The following is a 17,780-nucleotide window of genomic DNA, read 5'->3' on the forward strand; positions in this document are numbered from 1 at the left end:
AATAACCGCGTAGGCCATCAACCCTTGACGCCGCCTGCGGTTACACCTTCAATGATTTTCTCCTGTAGTATGGCGTAAATAACAATGACAGGCACAACACTATATACAATTCCTGCGGACATCTGAGCATAGTTCATCTGGTACTGATCACGAAACTGGACCATGCCTACAGGCAGGGTGCGCAGCTTATCTGTAGATAGGAAATAATTGGCGAGCAAAAATTCGTTCCAGTTGCCGAGGAAATTCACGATAAATACCGTAACGATGGCTGGAACTGTAAGAGGTATCACTATTTTAGCAAAGATCCCTGGGGCCCTCAAGCCATCCATTACCGCTGCTTCCTCGATCTCTCCGGGAAGTGATCTCATAAAAGCAGCCAGTATGATAATTGTAAAAGGAATTGCATTCGCTACATAGGGAACAATCAGAGCCAGATGCGTGTCCAATATGCCCAGCTTGCGGACGAGCAAATAAATGGGCAGCATCAGCGCATTGTTCGGAATAAGCATGCCGGCCAGTATAAGACTATAGAGAAACAGGCTCCACCTGCGGTGTCTCATCCGGGTTACAGCAAAAGCAAACATGGCGCCCAGAATAATGGTACCTGCCGAAGAGAGCACGGAAATGTACATGCTGTTCCAGAAATACGTACCAATCTTGGCGTTGACCCAGGCTTCCACGTAATTGCTGAACACCCAGTTCGTTGGCAGACCAAATGGATGAAGAGCAATCTCATTGTTATCCTGTTTGAATGAAGAGAAGATAACGAATAAAAAGGGAAATAAAATAGCCAATAAATATAACATCAACAACACATGAGGAATACTGGCTCGTATATTCTTTACCATCAATACTCCACCCTTTCGTTGTGCCTTGCCACGAGCAGTTGGTACACAGCCGTCAGCACAAGTGTCAGAGCAAAGATCAGAACCGCTACCGTATTGCCGTACCCATATTTAAAATTGGTAATCGCATATTTGATCATATACGTAGCAAGCACCTCGGTGGAGCCGGCCGGTCCGCCTTTGGTCATTACAAGCACAATGTCCGCAGCCTTCATCGCTCCGGCAATGGACAGCATGATGACAACCGAAATAATGGGCCTGATGAGTGGCAGCGTGATTCGGGTGGCCCGCTGCACTGCCGTCGCACCATCGATGGCTGCTGCTTCATCCAGGTCACGGGGAATGGCCAGAATGGCCGCCAGTACCATAACAATGTAAAATCCGGTCCACTGCCAGGCATTGGTCACAAGAATGGACAGCATCGCGAAACGATTATCCGAAAGCCAATACACCGGCGGAATGCCAAACGTATTGAGCAGTTGATTCAAAAGCCCGATGTTGGGCTCATAGATAAATCCCCACAAAATACCGATGACTGCCGTCGACATAATGGAAGGTAAAAAAACAGCCGTTTTGTAGACTCCCTTTAATCGTTTGACATTGGCAATAAGCAATGAGAATAATACAATCAGCGGAACCTGGATCAATACGGAAAATCCGATAAAAAAGCCATTATTGCGTGTGGATATCCAAAACCGTTCATCCGTTAAAGCCTTGGCGTAATTCGACAAACCCACAAATCGTGGGTCTGTCGAAACGCCATTCCAGCTGGTCAAGCTATAGTACAGTGAGCTGCCAATCGGATACAGGAAAAACATGACAAACAAAATCAATGCCGGTAATACAAACAGCGTGTAGATGAGTGGGCTGCGGAGTGAAGTGTTCATATTCAGCCTCCTTCAGTAACTTCAGTTGCAGCTTTGGATAGAGTTGATTCATTATTCCACGGAAGCGTTGGCTTCCTCCTGAACTTGCTGCAGCTCCTCCGCCATCTTCTCTGGTGTGGTCTGTCCGCCAATTAGTTTTTGAATCTGCAGATTGCTGATCTCCGTAGTTACATCCGCCTGTACCAGCGCATCAAAGGCTGGGAACGACGTCTGGGATGCATTCAGGACAGCGACGATTTCCTTCATCAGCTCGTCGGTAATGCTGTCCGTTAATACCTTCTCATCCAGCTTCATGGCAGGAAGGACTCCATCTTCCACAAGGCCACGCACCTGCATATCTTCATTATAGAAATTTTTGATAAACGCTTTAACCGCTTCCAGCTTCTGAGGATCTTCCGCTACAGATGCCGAGAAGCCATATCCATTATTGACATCACGCATGAGGGAAGTCTGATCTCCCACGCCATTCTCTACCGGCGGCATATTGAAGAATCCAACCTTACCGATCAATGATTCCCCGCTCTGTCCTTCCTTAAATACAGATGATTTCCATGTTCCGTCATACATCAATACCGCTTCACCACTTGTGAATTGAGTCGTATACTCTGCGTATTCGAAGCCGAGCTCGCCTTTTTTGAAATACCCTTTATCGACCCATTCCTTATGCTTCGCAAAACCTTGAATCACACCCGGATCGGTCCACTTGGCTTCACCAGTTGCAAACTTCGCAGTAATCTCGGGACCGGCATAACGGGACCACAGATGGTTCGTCAACATCAGCGGGACCCAGCCGGCCTTGGAAGCAGAAGCAAGCGGCACTTTCCCATCGGCTTTGATCTCGGCCAGCATGTTATCAAGCTCAGCCATGGTCGTTGGTGCTTGCCAGCCCTTTTTTGCAAAATATTCTTTGTTATAGAAGAAACCTTCGCCTGAACCACCAATCGGCAGTCCATACACTTTGCCTTCATACGTGAATGGTTCAAGGGATGTAAACTGATCCTGAATGCCCAGCTCTTGCAAAATCGGTGTCAGATCCAGCAGCATGCCTTCCTTGGCATACACTTTGGAGTCCGGGCTGCCGAACAGTTCGAAAATATCCGGTGGATTGCCGGCCGCCATTTCCCCGCGAAGCTTCTCCTTCCGGTTCACATCCGATTCAACCCCGTCCAGCGTAAAGGTCAGATTAGGGACCTCACTTTCCACTTTGTCGACGACGTCCTGCAGAATGGCCAGCCTTTTTTGTTTATCCGCCCCTACTTGGGTGTGACGCAGCAGCATTTCCACCGGTTCCTTGCTCGTTTCCGGTTCGGCGCCTGAGGCTCCCTGCGGATTTTCGTTCCCTGAGCCCGAACATGCAGCCAGCGTCCAAGACGTTACCAGCAGCAGTGAGAGCAGCATTATCATTCTTTTTTTCATCGTCGTTGACCCTCCTCGGATATTGCGCATTTGGTTTTACACTCTGATTATAAAAAGCCGGAGCTACCATCGTAAGGATGACAATTCATCAATGAGGGGATAAAATCCTTCACTGAACAAGCCATTTCGTAATCCTCATGTAAAATGCAACAAAAAACAGCCCTTGCGACGTCTGTCGCAAAGACTGTTTGAAGAGTGGGTCCATTTTATGGAATATTTATTTTCTATCGGCCCCGTGGATATGGATCATTTTGCCCGAGCAAGTGTGTCTGTCGTTTCTTTCCGCCCCTGTTCAATTAAACGATAAGCCCGTTCCAATTCCTCTTCGGTAGGAGAAGGAACGCCGTCAAGCGGATATACTTTTCCGAGTGCCTGCCATTTGTATATGCCCATCTGGTGATACGGTAAAATCTCAAACTTCTCCACACCATTCAATGTTCCGATATAACGCCCCAGGTTAAGCAGATCTTGTTCATCATCATGAATGCCTGGCACGTATACGTGCCGAATCCACATTTTCCCTCCATGATCCGATAGCCAGCGAGCCATCCGAAGTGTTCTCTCATTCGATTTCCCGGTAAGCTTGATATGCTTTTCATCATCGATATGTTTCAGATCCAGCATGACCAGATCCGTATGATCCAACAAGTCAAGAATACGATCAGGTTCATTGTAGCCGTTGCTGTCCAGGGTGGTGTGCAGTCCCCAGCGCCGCTTCACTTCTTTGAAGACCTGGCCGACGAAATGAGCCTGCAGCGTCGGTTCGCCTCCCGATACCGTAAGTCCGCCTCCCGAACTGCGATAATAGGTCAAGTATGGCTCGATCTCTGCGAGAACTTCCTCCACGCTCATATCCCGGCCTCCATCAAGCGCCCATGTATCCGGGTTGTGACAATATTGGCATTTCAGGTGACATCCCTGCATAAAAAGCACAAAGCGGATGCCTGGGCCGTCAACCGTCCCGAAAGTTTCGAGTGAATGAATATGTCCGTTAACCATGCTGCCTCTTCCTTTCTGTATCCGCATCCGCTGTGCGTTTATGATGGTGATCTTCTCCTGTTTACCGTGTTATTACATCGAACCGTGGAAGGTCCGGTTAATGACATCCAGCTGCTGCTCACGCGTCAGTTTGATGAAGTTTACGGCATAGCCGGAAACCCTTACGGTCAATTGTGGATAGTTTTCCGGATGCTCCATGGCGTCAATCAACTGCTGACGATCGAACACGTTCACGTTCAGATGGTGAGCACCTTGACCGAAATAACCGTCCATCATGGCAACCAGATTGGATTTGCGGGTATCAGACTCTTTACCGAGCGCTTTAGGCACAATCGAGAATGTGTTGGAGATACCGTCCAGGCTGTGTTCGTAAGGCAATTTGGCTACAGAACCCAGAGATGCCAGTGCGCCTTTTTTGTCACGTCCATGCATCGGGTTAGCACCTGGAGCAAACGGTTCGCCTGCTTTACGTCCATCCGGTGTTGTACCGGTTTTTTTGCCGTAGACCACATTGGATGTGATGGTCAGTACGGATTGGGTTGGAATGGCATTGCGGTACGCTTTATGTTTGCGGATCATGCCCATGAAGCTCTCTACCAGTTCAACCGCGATGCTGTCGACGCTGTCTTCATTGTTACCGTAACAAGGGAAATCTCCTTCAATTTCAAAATCAACGGCGATTCCTTGCTCGTTACGAATCGGTTTCACTTTTGCATATTTAATTGCACTCAGGGAGTCGGCTGCAACGGACAGGCCGGCAATACCACAGGCCATGGTACGTACGATATCACGGTCATGCAGAGCCATCTCGATCCGTTCATAACTGTATTTGTCATGCATGTAGTGGATTACGTTAAGGGTATTCATGTACAGTTTAGCCAGCCATTCCATCATCGGTTTGAACCGTTTCATGACCTCATTGTAGTCCAATACTTCGCTTGTAATGGCTGGATATTCCGGTCCGACCTGTGCTCCGGATTTCTCGTCGCGTCCACCATTAATCGCATACAGCAGTGCTTTCGCCAGGTTGGCACGAGCGCCGAAGAACTGCATTTGTTTACCGATCTTCATGGCCGATACACAGCAGGCAATCCCGTAATCGTCTCCGTAGATTGGACGCATCAGATCATCATTCTCATATTGGATGGAGCTCGTTTCTATGGACACTTTGCTGCAATACTCTTTGAATGCTTCCGGAAGTTTGGTAGACCAGAGTACGGTCAGGTTTGGTTCCGGTGCAGGTCCCAGATTGTGCAGTGTGTGCAGGAAACGGAAGCTGTTTTTCGTTACGCGTGTTTCCCCGTTCACGGACATCCCGCCGATAGACTCGGTTACCCATGTCGGGTCACCGCTGAAGAGCTCGTTGTAATCCGGTGTACGCAGGAATTTGACGATCCGCAGTTTCATGACGAAATGGTCAACCAGTTCCTGAGCCTGTTCTTCAGTCAGGAGGCCTTCCTGCAGATCACGTTCAATGTAGATATCCAGGAATGAAGATACACGTCCAAGGGACATCGCAGCACCGTTTTGCTCTTTAATCGCAGCAAGGTAACCGAAGTACAGCCATTGGAACGCTTCTTTTGCCGTGGTAGCCGGCAGGGAAATATCGAAGCCATGCATTTCGCCCAGCTGCTTCAATTCCTGCAGAGCCCGGATTTGTTCGGATAACTCTTCACGCAGACGGATGACATCTTCATCAATGACATCCACTTCAAGAGCGTTCAGCTCTCCTTTTTTGGCGCGGATCAGGAAGTCCACCCCGTACAGAGCAACCCGGCGGTAATCGCCAATGATGCGGCCGCGGCCGTAAGCATCAGGCAGACCCGTAATGATGCCAGCTTTGCGCGCTGCGCGCATCTCGGATGTATATGCATCGAATACACCCTGATTATGTGTTTTGCGAATATTAGTAAATATATCAATGACTTCTTGAGGCATTTCGAAGCCGTAAGCCTGACATGCATCAATCATCATGCGGATTCCGCCTGTTGGCTGAATGGAACGTTTGAATGGAGCATCGGTTTGCACACCGACGATCTGTTCTTTGGATTGATCCAGGTACCCTGGTTGGTGAGACACGATCGTTCCCGGAGTGTTTACGTCCACATCCAGTACACCGCCGTTATCGCGTTCTTTTTTGGTCAGATCAGATACGATGTCCCACAGGTCTTTGGTGTTCTGTGTTGCCCCTGCGAGAAATGCTTCATCCCCGTAATACGGAGACAGGTTGTGTGCCAGAAAATCATTCACATCCACGGATTTGGTCCATGTGCCTTTCGTAAAGTTTCTCCAGCCTGTTTGTTGTTTTACGTCTTTTTCGATCACCGACATAGTAATCCCTCCACAAATTTGGATTTCCGGACACATGACAGGGTGCAAGCAAAATCGTCTCATCTGTGCCCAGAGCCGCGATTAATGTGAACTTTTTCACATATCAGCCGGAACACGTTCTCTCTACATGGGAACCGGAACCGCGGGATGGATGTTTTTCTTACATTTTCAGTATACGTCTTGCGGGTTTCACCATCTGTGATTTTTATCACAAAGTTAGTGAACTTCCTCACTCCACCTGCTGATGTGTCTCATTGACGAATGCTTAATCCACATGGTCACTACGCGGGCAGAACAACTTCCGATCGCTGTTATCCCCGGATTTTTTTATTTTTAATTTTTCAAAGGTGAACATCCGGTGATAAAGGCGAGCGCTTCGCTTCTTCAGTTTTTTCTGCCCTCTCCGTTATTGTGTGAATACCAAACCGTTCAACGGATCCTCAAAGGATTCCGTCATCGACAAAAAGACGGCAATCGGGGCTCCCCTCCCGGGGAACCCTCAACCTATTGCCTAAATCCTGTTGCTATAATTGTTTATTCGAATCGTCCGTAGAAGGCATTGCGGTAAACGTCCGCCAGTTCAGTCACCAGCGGCAGTTTCGGATTGGCGGTTGTACATTGGTCTTCGAAAGCACGATCGGCCAGATAATCCACATGAGCTTCAAAGTCCTTGGCATTAAATCCGATTTCCTGGAACGATTCCTCAATACCGAGTGTTTTGTTCAGTTTGCGGATTGCATTGATGAGGCTGTTCACCCCTTCTTCTGTAGTACGTGCTGGCAATCCCAGAATCCGGGCAATTTCAGCATACCGCTCATCTGCTACAAAGTGCGAATATTTCGGGAATGAGGCAAATTTCGTCGGTTTTTTCGCGTTATAACGAATGACGTGCGGCATCAGAATTGCATTGGTACGTCCATGTGCGGTGTGATACTGTCCGCCCCATTTGTGCGCCAAGCTGTGGTTAATGCCCAGGAACGCGTTAGCGAAAGCCATACCGGCAATCGTCGAAGCATTATGCATTTTCTCACGTGCCAGTTTATCCCCTTGCAGCGCCGATTGCTCCAGGTATTGGAATACCAGCTGAATGGCTTTGATCGCCAGACCATCCGTGTAATCATTGGCCATAACCGATACATACGCTTCGATAGCATGAGTCAGTACGTCCATACCTGTATCTGCAACGGCTGTTTTCGGCAGTGAATAGACGAATTCAGGGTCCACGATGGCTACATCCGGAGTCAGCTCATAGTCTGCCAGTGGATATTTGGTGTTGCCCAGATTTTTATCTGTGATTACGGCAAACGATGTTACTTCCGATCCTGTACCCGACGTTGTAGGAATCGCTACGAATTTTGCTTTTGATCCAAGGCGTGGGTATTTGTAGATCCGTTTACGGATATCCATGAATTTTTGCTTCAGATCGTTGAAGTCCGTGTCCGGATATTCGTAGAACAACCACATGGCTTTGGCAGCGTCCATTGGTGATCCACCACCAAGAGCGATAATGCAGTCAGGCTGGAAGCGGCGCATCATTTCCGTACCACGGTCTACCGTTGTGGTTGATGGATCCGGCTCTACATCCGAGAATACTTCGATTGCGACCGGCATTTGGCGTTGACGCAGGTAATGCTCCACTTTTTCCACATAGCCCAGTTTGACCATCATGGCATCCGTAACGATGGCTACGCGAGTAATATCAGGCATTTTGGCCAGATACTGCGTTGCTCCTTTTTCGAAATACACTTTGTTCGGCACTTTGAACCATTGCATATTCACGGTACGGCGAGCCACCCTTTTCACGTTGATTAAGTTGACGGCAGTGACATTCGATGAGGTCGAGTTACGGCCATATGAACCGCATCCCAGGGTCAATGACGGCATGTTCGTGTTGTAGATGTCCCCAATGGCGCCGTGTGTGGATGGCGAATTCACGATAATCCGTCCCGTTTGCAGACGATCCGCAAATTTGCTTATCACTTCTTCGTTATTCGAGTGAATAACGGAGGAGTGACCCATGCCGCCAAAGGCAACCACTTCCGCAGCACGCTCAATCCCTTCAGCTGCCGTTTTTACTTTGTAACAAGCCAGTACCGGACTTAATTTCTCTGCAGACAGCGGGAACTTGGTGCCGACGCCCTCAATCTCTGCTACAAGAATTTTGGTGCCAGCCGGAACCTCGATACCACACATTTGCGCAATGGTTACTGCCGATTGACCGACAATCGCCGGGTTAACCGCACATTTCTCCGCATTGATGGCACCTGCAGTCAATTTCGCAGCTTCATCCTTATTGACGAAATAACAACCGTTCGCAATCATTTTCTTTTTCACCTGATCGAAGATCGGTTCTTCGATGATGACCGCTTGCTCGGAGGCACAGATCATACCATTGTCGAATGACTTGGACAAGATCAGATCCGTTACAGCCTGATTGATATCTGCCGTTTTCTCGATAAAGCAAGGTACGTTCCCTGGTCCCACGCCGAGTGCCGGTTTACCACAGCTGTACGCTGCACGTACCATTGCTGATCCACCTGTCGCCAGAATGAGCGCCACATCGTTATGATTCATCAGTGCATTCGTGCGGTCCATGGAAGGATCATCAATCCACTGGATACAGTCGGCCGGAGCACCATGCTTCACCGCGGCTTCGAGCAGAATTTTGGCGGCTTCACGGCTGCAGTTCTGAGCTGAAGGGTGGAACCCAAAGATGATTGGGTTACGTGTTTTGATGGAAATCAACGCTTTGAACATCGTCGTGGATGTCGGATTGGTCACCGGTGTAATCCCCATGATAATGCCGACAGGCTCCGCTATTTTCTGGAAGCTCTCATACTCGTTATCTTCGATCACGCCCACGGTTTTGTCATATTTGATGCTGTGGTACACATATTCTGTTGCAAAGATATTTTTCGTGATTTTATCTTCATACACTCCGCGGCCGGTTTCTTCCACCGCCATTTTGGCAAGCATCATGTGTTTGTCCAGACCTGCCAGTGCCATGGCTTGCACGATGCGGTCAATCTGTTGTTGATCCATGGACATGAATGCTGCGTGTGCTTTGTTCGCTTTGTCAATTAACGTTTGAATATACTGACCTGCTGTCGGTTCTTTTGCTGGGGCGACTTCGTTCTTTACAGCCATCTCCCTCATCCTCCTAAAGGTTCGTATTGTTTTTTTGGTTTGTCTCTCTTCTTTACGTACCCATCGTAACATGTCGAAAAGGTTAATTATGTGATTATTTTCACAAAGTATAGCAAATTTTATTTAAGTTTTTTGAGTTCCTTCCACTGGTCATTTTCACTTCCTATATAAACTATATGGCTGTCAAATGCAGCCTTCCCTCTCTAAAGTGAATTTAATCACAATGTTTGAAATTTCGCCATTTTTGCCCCCTTTCCATGCCCCTCAAACGGTAAGATTAGGTATATACTGAACTTAAAAATTGAACCACCGCAATTTGTACCGTCCTCCCCGGCGGAGATGACCCTAGTCAGGACGGTAACGGTTGCGGCGAACCACGGAGCGCGGAGTGCAGCATGATTGTAATCCCCCTCCGGTGGATACAAAGGGGAGATAGACTTATGAGAGAACAACTGAGTGTCATGGAAAAACGCGGCAATACCAACTGTTTCTCGGAAGTGAACTTCAATCATCTGCTCGTAACCATGAAAGACCGTACCTATCCTGAAGGGACCCACCTGTATTGGGAAGGTGATGTGTCCGACAAGCTTTATTATATGAAAAGGGGTCGTGCCCAGATCACCAAATCAACGGATGAAGGCAAAGAGCTTATCATGTACATGTACCAGTCCGGTGATATGATTGGTCAGGCAGATCCATTCTTCGGTTCCAAGCATACGTTCTCGGCCGAAGTGCTGGAAGACAGTGAAATCGGTGTATTGGAGCACAAAGACCTGGAGATGCTGATCTGTCAGCATTGTGACTTCGCCATTGATTTTATGAAATGGATGGGCATACATCACCGCTTAACTCAAACCAAATTCCGTGACCTGATGTTATACGGCAAACCTGGTGCGCTCTGTTCCACCTTGATCCGGTTGTCCAATTCCTATGGCGAGCCTCACGGCGATCACGTGATTATTCATAAAAAAATTACCCACACGGATCTGTCCAACATGATTGGAGCTACCCGTGAAAGTGTGAACCGCATGCTTAGCGATCTGCGCAAAAAAGATGCTATTGAATATGATAACGGCATGATTGTTATCAAGGACCTGAAAATGCTCCAAGGCATCTGCCATTGTGAATTATGTCCCAATGAGATCTGCCGCATCTAAGCATTAAGTTCTTAAAGTCATCACCTTTCGGTTATGAGCTTAATCTATAAGTGACATGAAAAAAGCCCGTCCTCCTGCAGAGGTCCGGGCTTTTATAATTATGTTTAAGATGCCGTTAACTGTAATTTAACCGCATCCCGTGGATTCAACTTCATATCCAAACCGTTTTCCATCAGTTCCTTGTCATTCACCATGATCACCCAACGCTGATTCATGCGTGGAACAACATTTTCAACCGAAACGACGTATTTGTTATTTTCCGACATTCGGACGATGCCGCTGGACTTAAGTACATCCCGAACCGTGCACTCCTGGATATAGACACCCGCATATTGACGATTAAGGTCTGGCATAATATTGCCGCCGCTGATCTTGAGCAGGGTTGTCTGATATGCAACACCTTCTCCTTTACTGTCGGCGGCTTTTACGTAAATGATCACTTCATCCTTGGCATGAAGCTCCATGCCCCAATTTTCCGGATCAATATCCTTGCCGTTTAGCTTAACTGCCCAGCTTAGCGAGGAATCAAGTGAAACTTCCCCTACGGATTGAATCCGCTTGCCGTCGGCCGTAAAATCAACCAGACCACTGTTCAATAGCGCCTTCTTAAGCGTGAGTCCTTCACTAAAATCCCTCTTGATTGACTTCGTTGCATCAGGCAAAAAAGTGCTTCCATCGACAGCAACGGTAATGGTATTGGAAGTATCGGTCTCCTTGACCACCGGCTGTTCAGAAGGCTGTGTCTCTGTACATCCGGCTAGAATTGCCATGATAAGCAAACATAAACCGATGTAACCGGGGAACTTCTTCATCATGTCGGTAACACCACCCTGCGTAAAATCTTCACCCTGTTGTCCATAACCTCTATTATGGCACAATATTCATTCAAAAAAAGTGTCAATGCCGTTACTTTTCTTCCATATTCCTTCCTGCAGCACAAAGAGCCCGCATGCGGGCTCCTTCGTTCGGATCGTTCAACCCTTATATTTAATTACCCTCTATTGAACACAAGCCTGCATATAAGTCCGGCCCCCGTCCCCATTTTTCAGGTACGGATTAAGCCCATGGAACTGTTCCTCGGACACATATACACCTGTCAAAAGTAGCCCTTCGAGCAGTTCTCCATCCATCTGTACGCAGAATGTAGGAGCTGTTACGTATTCCTGATACAGCGGGATCTGACTGTACGGATGGTGAATCTTGAAGAGCTTGCCCTGCTCATGCAGGGGACGTTCTGAGAAGTATGTCGGTACAATGTACCGGGCGATGACATCCAGCTCTTCTGTAGTATAAAAAGCTTCATCACCAAGCCAGGGTGCCAGCAGCCTGATTTTTTCATATTGAGACCATACAATGGCTTGAATTAGCATTTCAGGTTTCACATATCTTCGTTTCCCGGAAGCTCCAATAAGCTGACCGCGTTCAAAATCATCATCCAGCTTATCCTGCACAGATCCCGGATATCTTAACTCACAACCAATGCATTTCCAGCCTGACGATGTCTGAATCCACTTTTGCAGGACGACCGGAGCCAGTTCCTGCCCAGTGCTGTTTCCGAGTGGAACTGCTTCCCCTGAGTCCTGGTGGTTCCCCGTGCGGGGATTAACATAATATTTAAACAGTTCCGCAGCTTTTTTGTAAATCAGATGAACCTGAATGGATGCGCTCTCAAGTTCCGCAATATCTTGTTTGCCGTAGCGTACTTCACGGGATAAGCTTTCTTCTCTCATGACAAGTGGCCTCCTCGCTCCGGCCGCCTGCGGCCATTTTTCTTAAATTATACTATAACTTCTGTCAATATGTGCAAGGACTGCAGGAAAAAGGTGGTTTCTTTCTACATTCCTGTATATTGAACAGACAAGCGATGTTGACTAAGTAAGCCTATAAGACAAAAAACTCCTGATTTCAGCGAAATCAAGAGCTCTCTGTTGTCAGGTCATATCATTGAGCCTGGACATATGAATCATTTAATCTACCCATTGCTCTGCCCAGTCCTGAATTTGATTCATGACAGGCTGCAAAGCTTTCCCTTTTTCTGTTAGCTCGTATTCAATACGAACCGGTGTCTCGGGATAAACATGACGAATCAGAATACCTTCACTCTCCAGATCCTTCATCCGTTCAGATAACATCTTGTCACTCATTGACGGAATCAGGTTGGAAATATCCTTGAATCGCTTAGACCCACTCATCAACGTTTGAATAATCAGACCGTTCCAGCGTTTGCCTAAAAACGAGAATGCCGTCTCAAAACGCGGACACATCCGTAAATCTTGGCCTTCCACATTAATCACCTCTTTAGAGATCACTGAACTTACATTTAGTTAGTATATTTCATAATAACACATTTACGTCACAAAGAAAACGTCTGCCGTAAAAAAGTTAAAATTAAATAGGCATTTTTGTACTTTGACTATACAACAAGTATACCTCAGGACGATTCGATGAACCATGGCAAATATCGTATAACGCCCATGTACCTATCTTACCCAAAAAGAACCCAACTGCCACAGTCATACTTGACTCGGAGAAGGGTTCTTAGGTATACCGTTTCATTTGCCCATCAGATACTACTTTTGCGGCCTAGACCAGCACGCCACCAAATGGTCTTACAGGTTCGCTCTTGCCAAATTGAGGCTTGAAGCTGCGGGCAGGATACGCCCATTTTACTGCATTGCTGATCACTCTCAGAATTTCCGGCTTGTAATACGTCGGATAGGTTTCATGGCCTGGACGGAAGTAGAAGATTTTACCTTCGCCGCGACGGAACGTACAGCCGCTTCGGAATACTTCCCCACCCTGGAAGTTGCTTACGAACACGAGCTCATCGGGTACCGGAATATCGAAGAATTCACCGTACATTTCTTCCTTTTCAAGTACAATCTTACCTTCAATCCCATCCGCAATCGGATGAGAAGGATTGACGCACCATACGATCTCCTGCTCGTCTGCTACACGCCATTTCAGATCACAACTGGTGCCCATCAAGGCCTTGAACGGTTTGGAGAAATGCCCGGAATGCAGAACAATCAGTCCCATGCCGTTCAGTACTCGCTGTGCAACCTTCTGTGAGACCTCGTCGCTTACACGATCATGTGCCATATGTCCCCACCATATCAGCACATCTGTGGAATTCAGCACCTCATCACTTAAGCCGTGTTCAGGCTGATCCAGTGTAGCTGTCCGAATCGCAAATCCTTCGCCGCCGAGTCCGTCTGCCAGCGCCCGGTGCAATCCGTCCGGATAGACTTCCCTTACTTCATCGTGAATTTTCTCATGGACAAACTCATTCCAAATGGTGACGTTAATCATATTCAATTTCCCCCTAGTATAGCTCTAAACCCACCACATATCGCCCAGCGGTTCCTCAATCAATACTTGCTGGAGATTTTGTACAGCTTTAGAGAATCCTTCTTCAACCGACATCAGACCGTCTTCGTGTTCAATACTTACAACATAATCGTAGCCTACGAGACGCAGGGCACTGATAATATCTGCCCAAGTCTTGTTATCATGACCATAACCTACCGAGCGGAACTGCCAAGCGCGGTCAAGCATGTTTGTGTAATCCTGCATATCTGTCAAACCATATTTGTTTACGTTTACCGGATCGATCGTTGTATCTTTAGCATGGAAGTGATGGATCGCGCCTTCACGTCCCAGAATGTGAATCGCTTGCACCGGATCAATTCCTTGCCACCACATGTGACTTGGATCCAGGTTGGCACCAATAACTTCCCCTGCAGCTTCACGCAGTCTTAACAATGTAGCTGGAGTATGCACTGAGAATCCACCGTGCAGCTCCAATCCTACTTTTACATTGTGATCTGCTGCATACTTGCCCCACTCTGTCCAGTACGGAATCACTTTGTTCTCCCATTGCCATTTCAACACTTCCTGGAAATCATTCGGCCACGGTGCAACAGGCCAGTTTGGATACTTCGCATCTTCATGGTCTCCCGGACATCCGGAGAATGTGTTCACTACAGGAACTTCCAGCTTTTGTGCCAATTGAACTGTTTTCACGAAATCATCGTGGAAACCTTTGGCGATATCCTTTTGCGGATGAAGCGGGTTACCGTGACAGCTCAGTGCGCTGATGGTCAGACCGCGTGATTCCACTGCATTTTTAAAGTTTTTCAGTGCTGCTTCATTGTTCAAAAGCTCCTCCGGGTTGCAATGTGCATTGCCTGGATGGCCTCCAGTTCCGATCTCTACTGCTTTCAAACCCTTGGATGCTACGTAATCAAGTGCATCCTCCAATTTACGTCCTCCGAATAGTACCAAAAATACGCCGAGTTTCAAGTGCGATTCCTCCCTGGATTAAATATCGAATAATTGCTGATTAAATGAACCAAGAACTGCATAAATGTACCGTTCAGATCACAAGTTTGTTTTAATAGTGTGGAAAATCTAGAGCATTTCTATCCTGAAATTAAACGTAACAATACTGGTTATTCCAGATGGAAAAACCATCTTGCTGTGGTGCTTGAACTTCAACTTAAATCAGTTGAATTCCCTTAATTCGATTGCACAATTTCTGTTGGATCCTCATTTGCTTTGGTCGCTGCATTTGGATCGTAAGTACTCTCAAGCATAACGTGCTTGCCCTCCAGAGAAGAGCGCTGGAATGCATGCATCGCTTCTAGCACGTGATACGCGAGCTTGCCGCTGGCTTTGTGTTCCCGTCCGGCACGAATGGATTCGACCATCTCGGTAACACCAATTCCGCGTTCATTCTGACTGCTCTCGAAGACAGGGGTTACCGTCTCCCACGTATCCTGACCGAATCTGCGCAGCTTCACTTCCCCATTGAAATAGTTAGGATCCGGTACACTCAGCGTGCCTTCGGTTCCATAAATCTCAATACGAGGCAAGTCCGAAGCTCCACGAATATCGAAGCTGGTAATCATCGTTGCAATAGCTCCGTCGGTAAAATCGATGGTACCTGCCAGATGCGTCGGAGTTTGTACCCGGAGAGGCGTTCCTTCCTTCGGTCCCGAGCCAATAACACGATCGGTGATCTGAATGCCTGCAGAAGAGCTGATTCTCCGAATAGGTCCCAGCAATGTAACCAGCGCTGTCAGATAGTATGGTCCCATGTCAAACATAGGTCCTCCTCCTGCAATGTAGAAGAACTCGGGATCGGGATGCCATGCTTCAGGTCCACCACCCATGAAGAAAGAAGTCGCCGCAATCGGTTTCCCGATCAGACCGTCTGTAATAGCCTGACGTGCCGTCTGAATGCCTGATCCAAGGAAGGTATCCGGTGCGGAACCAACATACAATCCCTTCTCTTCCGCAAGTTCAATGACTTTGCGGCCGTCTTCAAGCGAAATGGCCAGTGGCTTCTCGGCATAGACATGCTTGCCTGATTCGAGCACAGCCAGATCGGTCATGGCATGACTGCCAGGCACCGTCAGGTTCAGCACAAGCTCGATTTCCTTATTTTGCAGCAACTCATCTACATTGTAAACGTTTGCGATATTAAATTCATCTGCCCGTTCCTGAGCACGTTCACGGATCAAGTCCGCTACGGCTACAATTTCAATGAGCGGGCTATTTTTCAGATTCTCCAGATAGATGGCGCTGATGTTACCGCACCCGATGATGCCTGCTTTTAATTTCTCCAATGTGACGTTCATCTCCTTACGCATGGTGAGAAGCTGTGATGAATGTTTAGTGCCTTGAATTTAATACTATGGTATTCCGTTTTGGGTTCAATTAAAATGAATAATATGATCGAAACATGAACTATCTGGTCATAATTTTCAAATTGCAAGGAGTATGCCAATGCCGACCGATTATTCCTGCCAGGTTCTTACAGCAGGCTTCTCATTTCACCGCAAACCCTATGCGGGCATTCATCCCGACGGGGTTAAGAACTACCTTCTGAGGCTGCAGACCGACGGTCGCTGCCGGGCACGAATAGACGGTGAGATGTCACTCGTCGATGCGGGCGATCTGCTTCTTTTCAGTCCGGACGAGCCTTATGAACTCAAAATAGACAATGAACGTAATCCGATGGGAGAACGACTCGTAGAGAGCGGTGACTACCACATCTTTTTTAATGGTTCCTGGGTGGATGAATGGTGGGAACGCCACAAAAGGCCAAACCGGATTAAGGTCGAATTGACCGAAAGCCTGCTGACCCTGTTCCGTCAACTCGTGCTGGAGCAGCGCCGAATTTCCAATCCATATCCAGAGATATCCAGTTACTACATGCGTATCTTATGTCTGGAAGTGGATCGTCTTCTCTCTGAACATCCGACGATCACCAACACCAACTATGTGGCGTATGAAATAAAAAATTATATCGAGGAGAATGCTTCCTCCCTGTTCAAACTTGAAGATGTAGCAACCCATGTGGGCATCAGTGTGTCACGCGGGGTTCATCTGTTCAAGGAAGCGTTTGGCAAAAGTATCATGCAGTATACCCTGGACGTACGGCTGAACATGGCCAGAGAACGGATCATCTTCAGTCCGATGACGCTGGAGCATGTCGCCGAATCGTCGGGGTTTAACAATTACACGTATTTCCACCGCGTATTCCGTTCCCGGTTCGGCATGTCGCCAAAGGAATTCCGGCTCATTCACCGGGAACAGATGTAAGGTATTATACGTACATTCTGCTTATTTGCGCGCGGCGATTGCCTCCGATACCACCATGGCCAAGTCTTCGTTGCCAAACATGGACAACACACCCAGTACCGTATCATCCGGAATCTCTCCGGCTTCTTCCTTCGGCACGACCAGCTGCAGCACTTGCTGCAGCCGTTCATTGCTCTGCTGATCCGGGTAAGCTTGCCGGTACATTTCTTCGGGGTCCAGTCCATGATTGGCACACCACTGGGCAAATACCAAAATCATCATTTCTTCTTCCTGTTTATAGGTTTCTACGACCGCTTCCTCGATCTGTTTTCTGCGTTCCTTTTCATATTCGTCCATTGTGTCATTCCTCCATATAAGTTATGTTCTTATCCCTTTTGCAACAAAAA

Annotated in this window: 15 protein-coding genes; 2 read left to right on the forward strand and 13 right to left on the reverse strand. The window is 47.6% G+C overall.

The window, feature by feature from the left end:
* Positions 1 to 17 precede the first annotated feature (17 nt).
* The 6 genes from F4V51_RS19505 to adhE form a co-directional block, all read right to left on the reverse strand.
* Complete coding sequence (locus tag F4V51_RS19505; RefSeq protein ID WP_153979306.1) at positions 18 to 848, reverse strand: carbohydrate ABC transporter permease; 831 nt, start codon at positions 846 to 848, stop codon at positions 18 to 20.
* Entirely contained in the window at positions 848 to 1,732 is an 885-nt protein-coding gene (locus tag F4V51_RS19510; protein WP_095359303.1) for a carbohydrate ABC transporter permease, read from the reverse strand. Before F4V51_RS19510 ends, F4V51_RS19505 begins: the two co-directional genes overlap by 1 nt.
* Positions 1,733 to 1,783: 51 nt before the next feature.
* Positions 1,784 to 3,148 carry an ABC transporter substrate-binding protein gene (locus F4V51_RS19515; protein ID WP_153979307.1) on the reverse strand — a complete coding sequence of 455 codons (1,365 nt, stop codon included), beginning with the start codon at positions 3,146 to 3,148 and terminating at the stop codon, positions 1,784 to 1,786.
* Positions 3,149 to 3,394: 246 nt separating this feature from the next.
* Positions 3,395 to 4,147, reverse strand: coding sequence for a pyruvate formate-lyase-activating protein (gene pflA, locus F4V51_RS19520; RefSeq protein WP_153979308.1), 753 nt, complete (start codon positions 4,145 to 4,147; stop codon positions 3,395 to 3,397).
* Positions 4,148 to 4,219: 72 nt separating this feature from the next.
* On the reverse strand, positions 4,220 to 6,478 hold the full coding sequence (gene pflB, locus F4V51_RS19525; RefSeq protein ID WP_095359306.1) for a formate C-acetyltransferase: 2,259 nt from the start codon (positions 6,476 to 6,478) through the stop codon (positions 4,220 to 4,222).
* Between the two features lie 534 nt (positions 6,479 to 7,012).
* Positions 7,013 to 9,625, reverse strand: coding sequence for a bifunctional acetaldehyde-CoA/alcohol dehydrogenase (adhE, locus tag F4V51_RS19530; RefSeq protein WP_153979309.1), 2,613 nt, complete (start codon positions 9,623 to 9,625; stop codon positions 7,013 to 7,015).
* A gap of 440 nt (positions 9,626 to 10,065) precedes the next feature.
* Between adhE and F4V51_RS19535 the strand changes: the two genes are divergently transcribed.
* Positions 10,066 to 10,782 (forward strand): Crp/Fnr family transcriptional regulator, encoded by a 717-nt coding sequence (locus tag F4V51_RS19535; RefSeq protein ID WP_095290364.1) that lies wholly within the window; start codon positions 10,066 to 10,068, stop codon positions 10,780 to 10,782.
* Positions 10,783 to 10,886: 104 nt separating this feature from the next.
* Here F4V51_RS19535 and F4V51_RS19540 read toward each other — a convergent pair whose 3' ends face one another.
* The 6 genes from F4V51_RS19540 to F4V51_RS19565 form a co-directional block, all read right to left on the reverse strand.
* Entirely contained in the window at positions 10,887 to 11,597 is a 711-nt protein-coding gene (locus tag F4V51_RS19540) for a hypothetical protein (protein ID WP_095290362.1), read from the reverse strand.
* A gap of 183 nt (positions 11,598 to 11,780) precedes the next feature.
* The gene (locus tag F4V51_RS19545; protein ID WP_153979310.1) at positions 11,781 to 12,512 is read right to left on the reverse strand and encodes a hypothetical protein; all 732 of its coding nucleotides are present in this window, start codon (positions 12,510 to 12,512) and stop codon (positions 11,781 to 11,783) included.
* A gap of 237 nt (positions 12,513 to 12,749) precedes the next feature.
* Entirely contained in the window at positions 12,750 to 13,046 is a 297-nt protein-coding gene (locus F4V51_RS19550) for a winged helix-turn-helix transcriptional regulator (protein WP_148565210.1), read from the reverse strand.
* A gap of 319 nt (positions 13,047 to 13,365) precedes the next feature.
* Entirely contained in the window at positions 13,366 to 14,094 is a 729-nt protein-coding gene (locus F4V51_RS19555; RefSeq protein WP_127537906.1) for a ThuA domain-containing protein, read from the reverse strand.
* 24 nt (positions 14,095 to 14,118) lie between these two features.
* Positions 14,119 to 15,087, reverse strand: a complete 969-nt coding sequence (locus F4V51_RS19560) for a sugar phosphate isomerase/epimerase family protein (protein ID WP_153979311.1) — start codon at positions 15,085 to 15,087, stop codon at positions 14,119 to 14,121.
* A 215-nt stretch (positions 15,088 to 15,302) separates the two neighbouring features.
* The gene (locus tag F4V51_RS19565; protein ID WP_153979312.1) at positions 15,303 to 16,415 is read right to left on the reverse strand and encodes a Gfo/Idh/MocA family protein; all 1,113 of its coding nucleotides are present in this window, start codon (positions 16,413 to 16,415) and stop codon (positions 15,303 to 15,305) included.
* Between the two features lie 160 nt (positions 16,416 to 16,575).
* On the opposite strand from F4V51_RS19565, the gene F4V51_RS19570 reads away from it, so the two are divergent.
* Positions 16,576 to 17,394, forward strand: a complete 819-nt coding sequence (locus F4V51_RS19570) for a helix-turn-helix domain-containing protein (protein WP_095290352.1) — start codon at positions 16,576 to 16,578, stop codon at positions 17,392 to 17,394.
* 21 nt (positions 17,395 to 17,415) lie between these two features.
* On the opposite strand, the gene F4V51_RS19575 is transcribed toward F4V51_RS19570, so the two are convergent.
* The gene (locus F4V51_RS19575; protein ID WP_095290350.1) at positions 17,416 to 17,730 is read right to left on the reverse strand and encodes a hypothetical protein; all 315 of its coding nucleotides are present in this window, start codon (positions 17,728 to 17,730) and stop codon (positions 17,416 to 17,418) included.
* Positions 17,731 to 17,780: the final 50 nt, after the last annotated feature.

The organism is Paenibacillus xylanilyticus, from assembly GCF_009664365.1.
Lineage (GTDB): Bacteria > Bacillota > Bacilli > Paenibacillales > Paenibacillaceae > Paenibacillus > Paenibacillus xylanilyticus_A.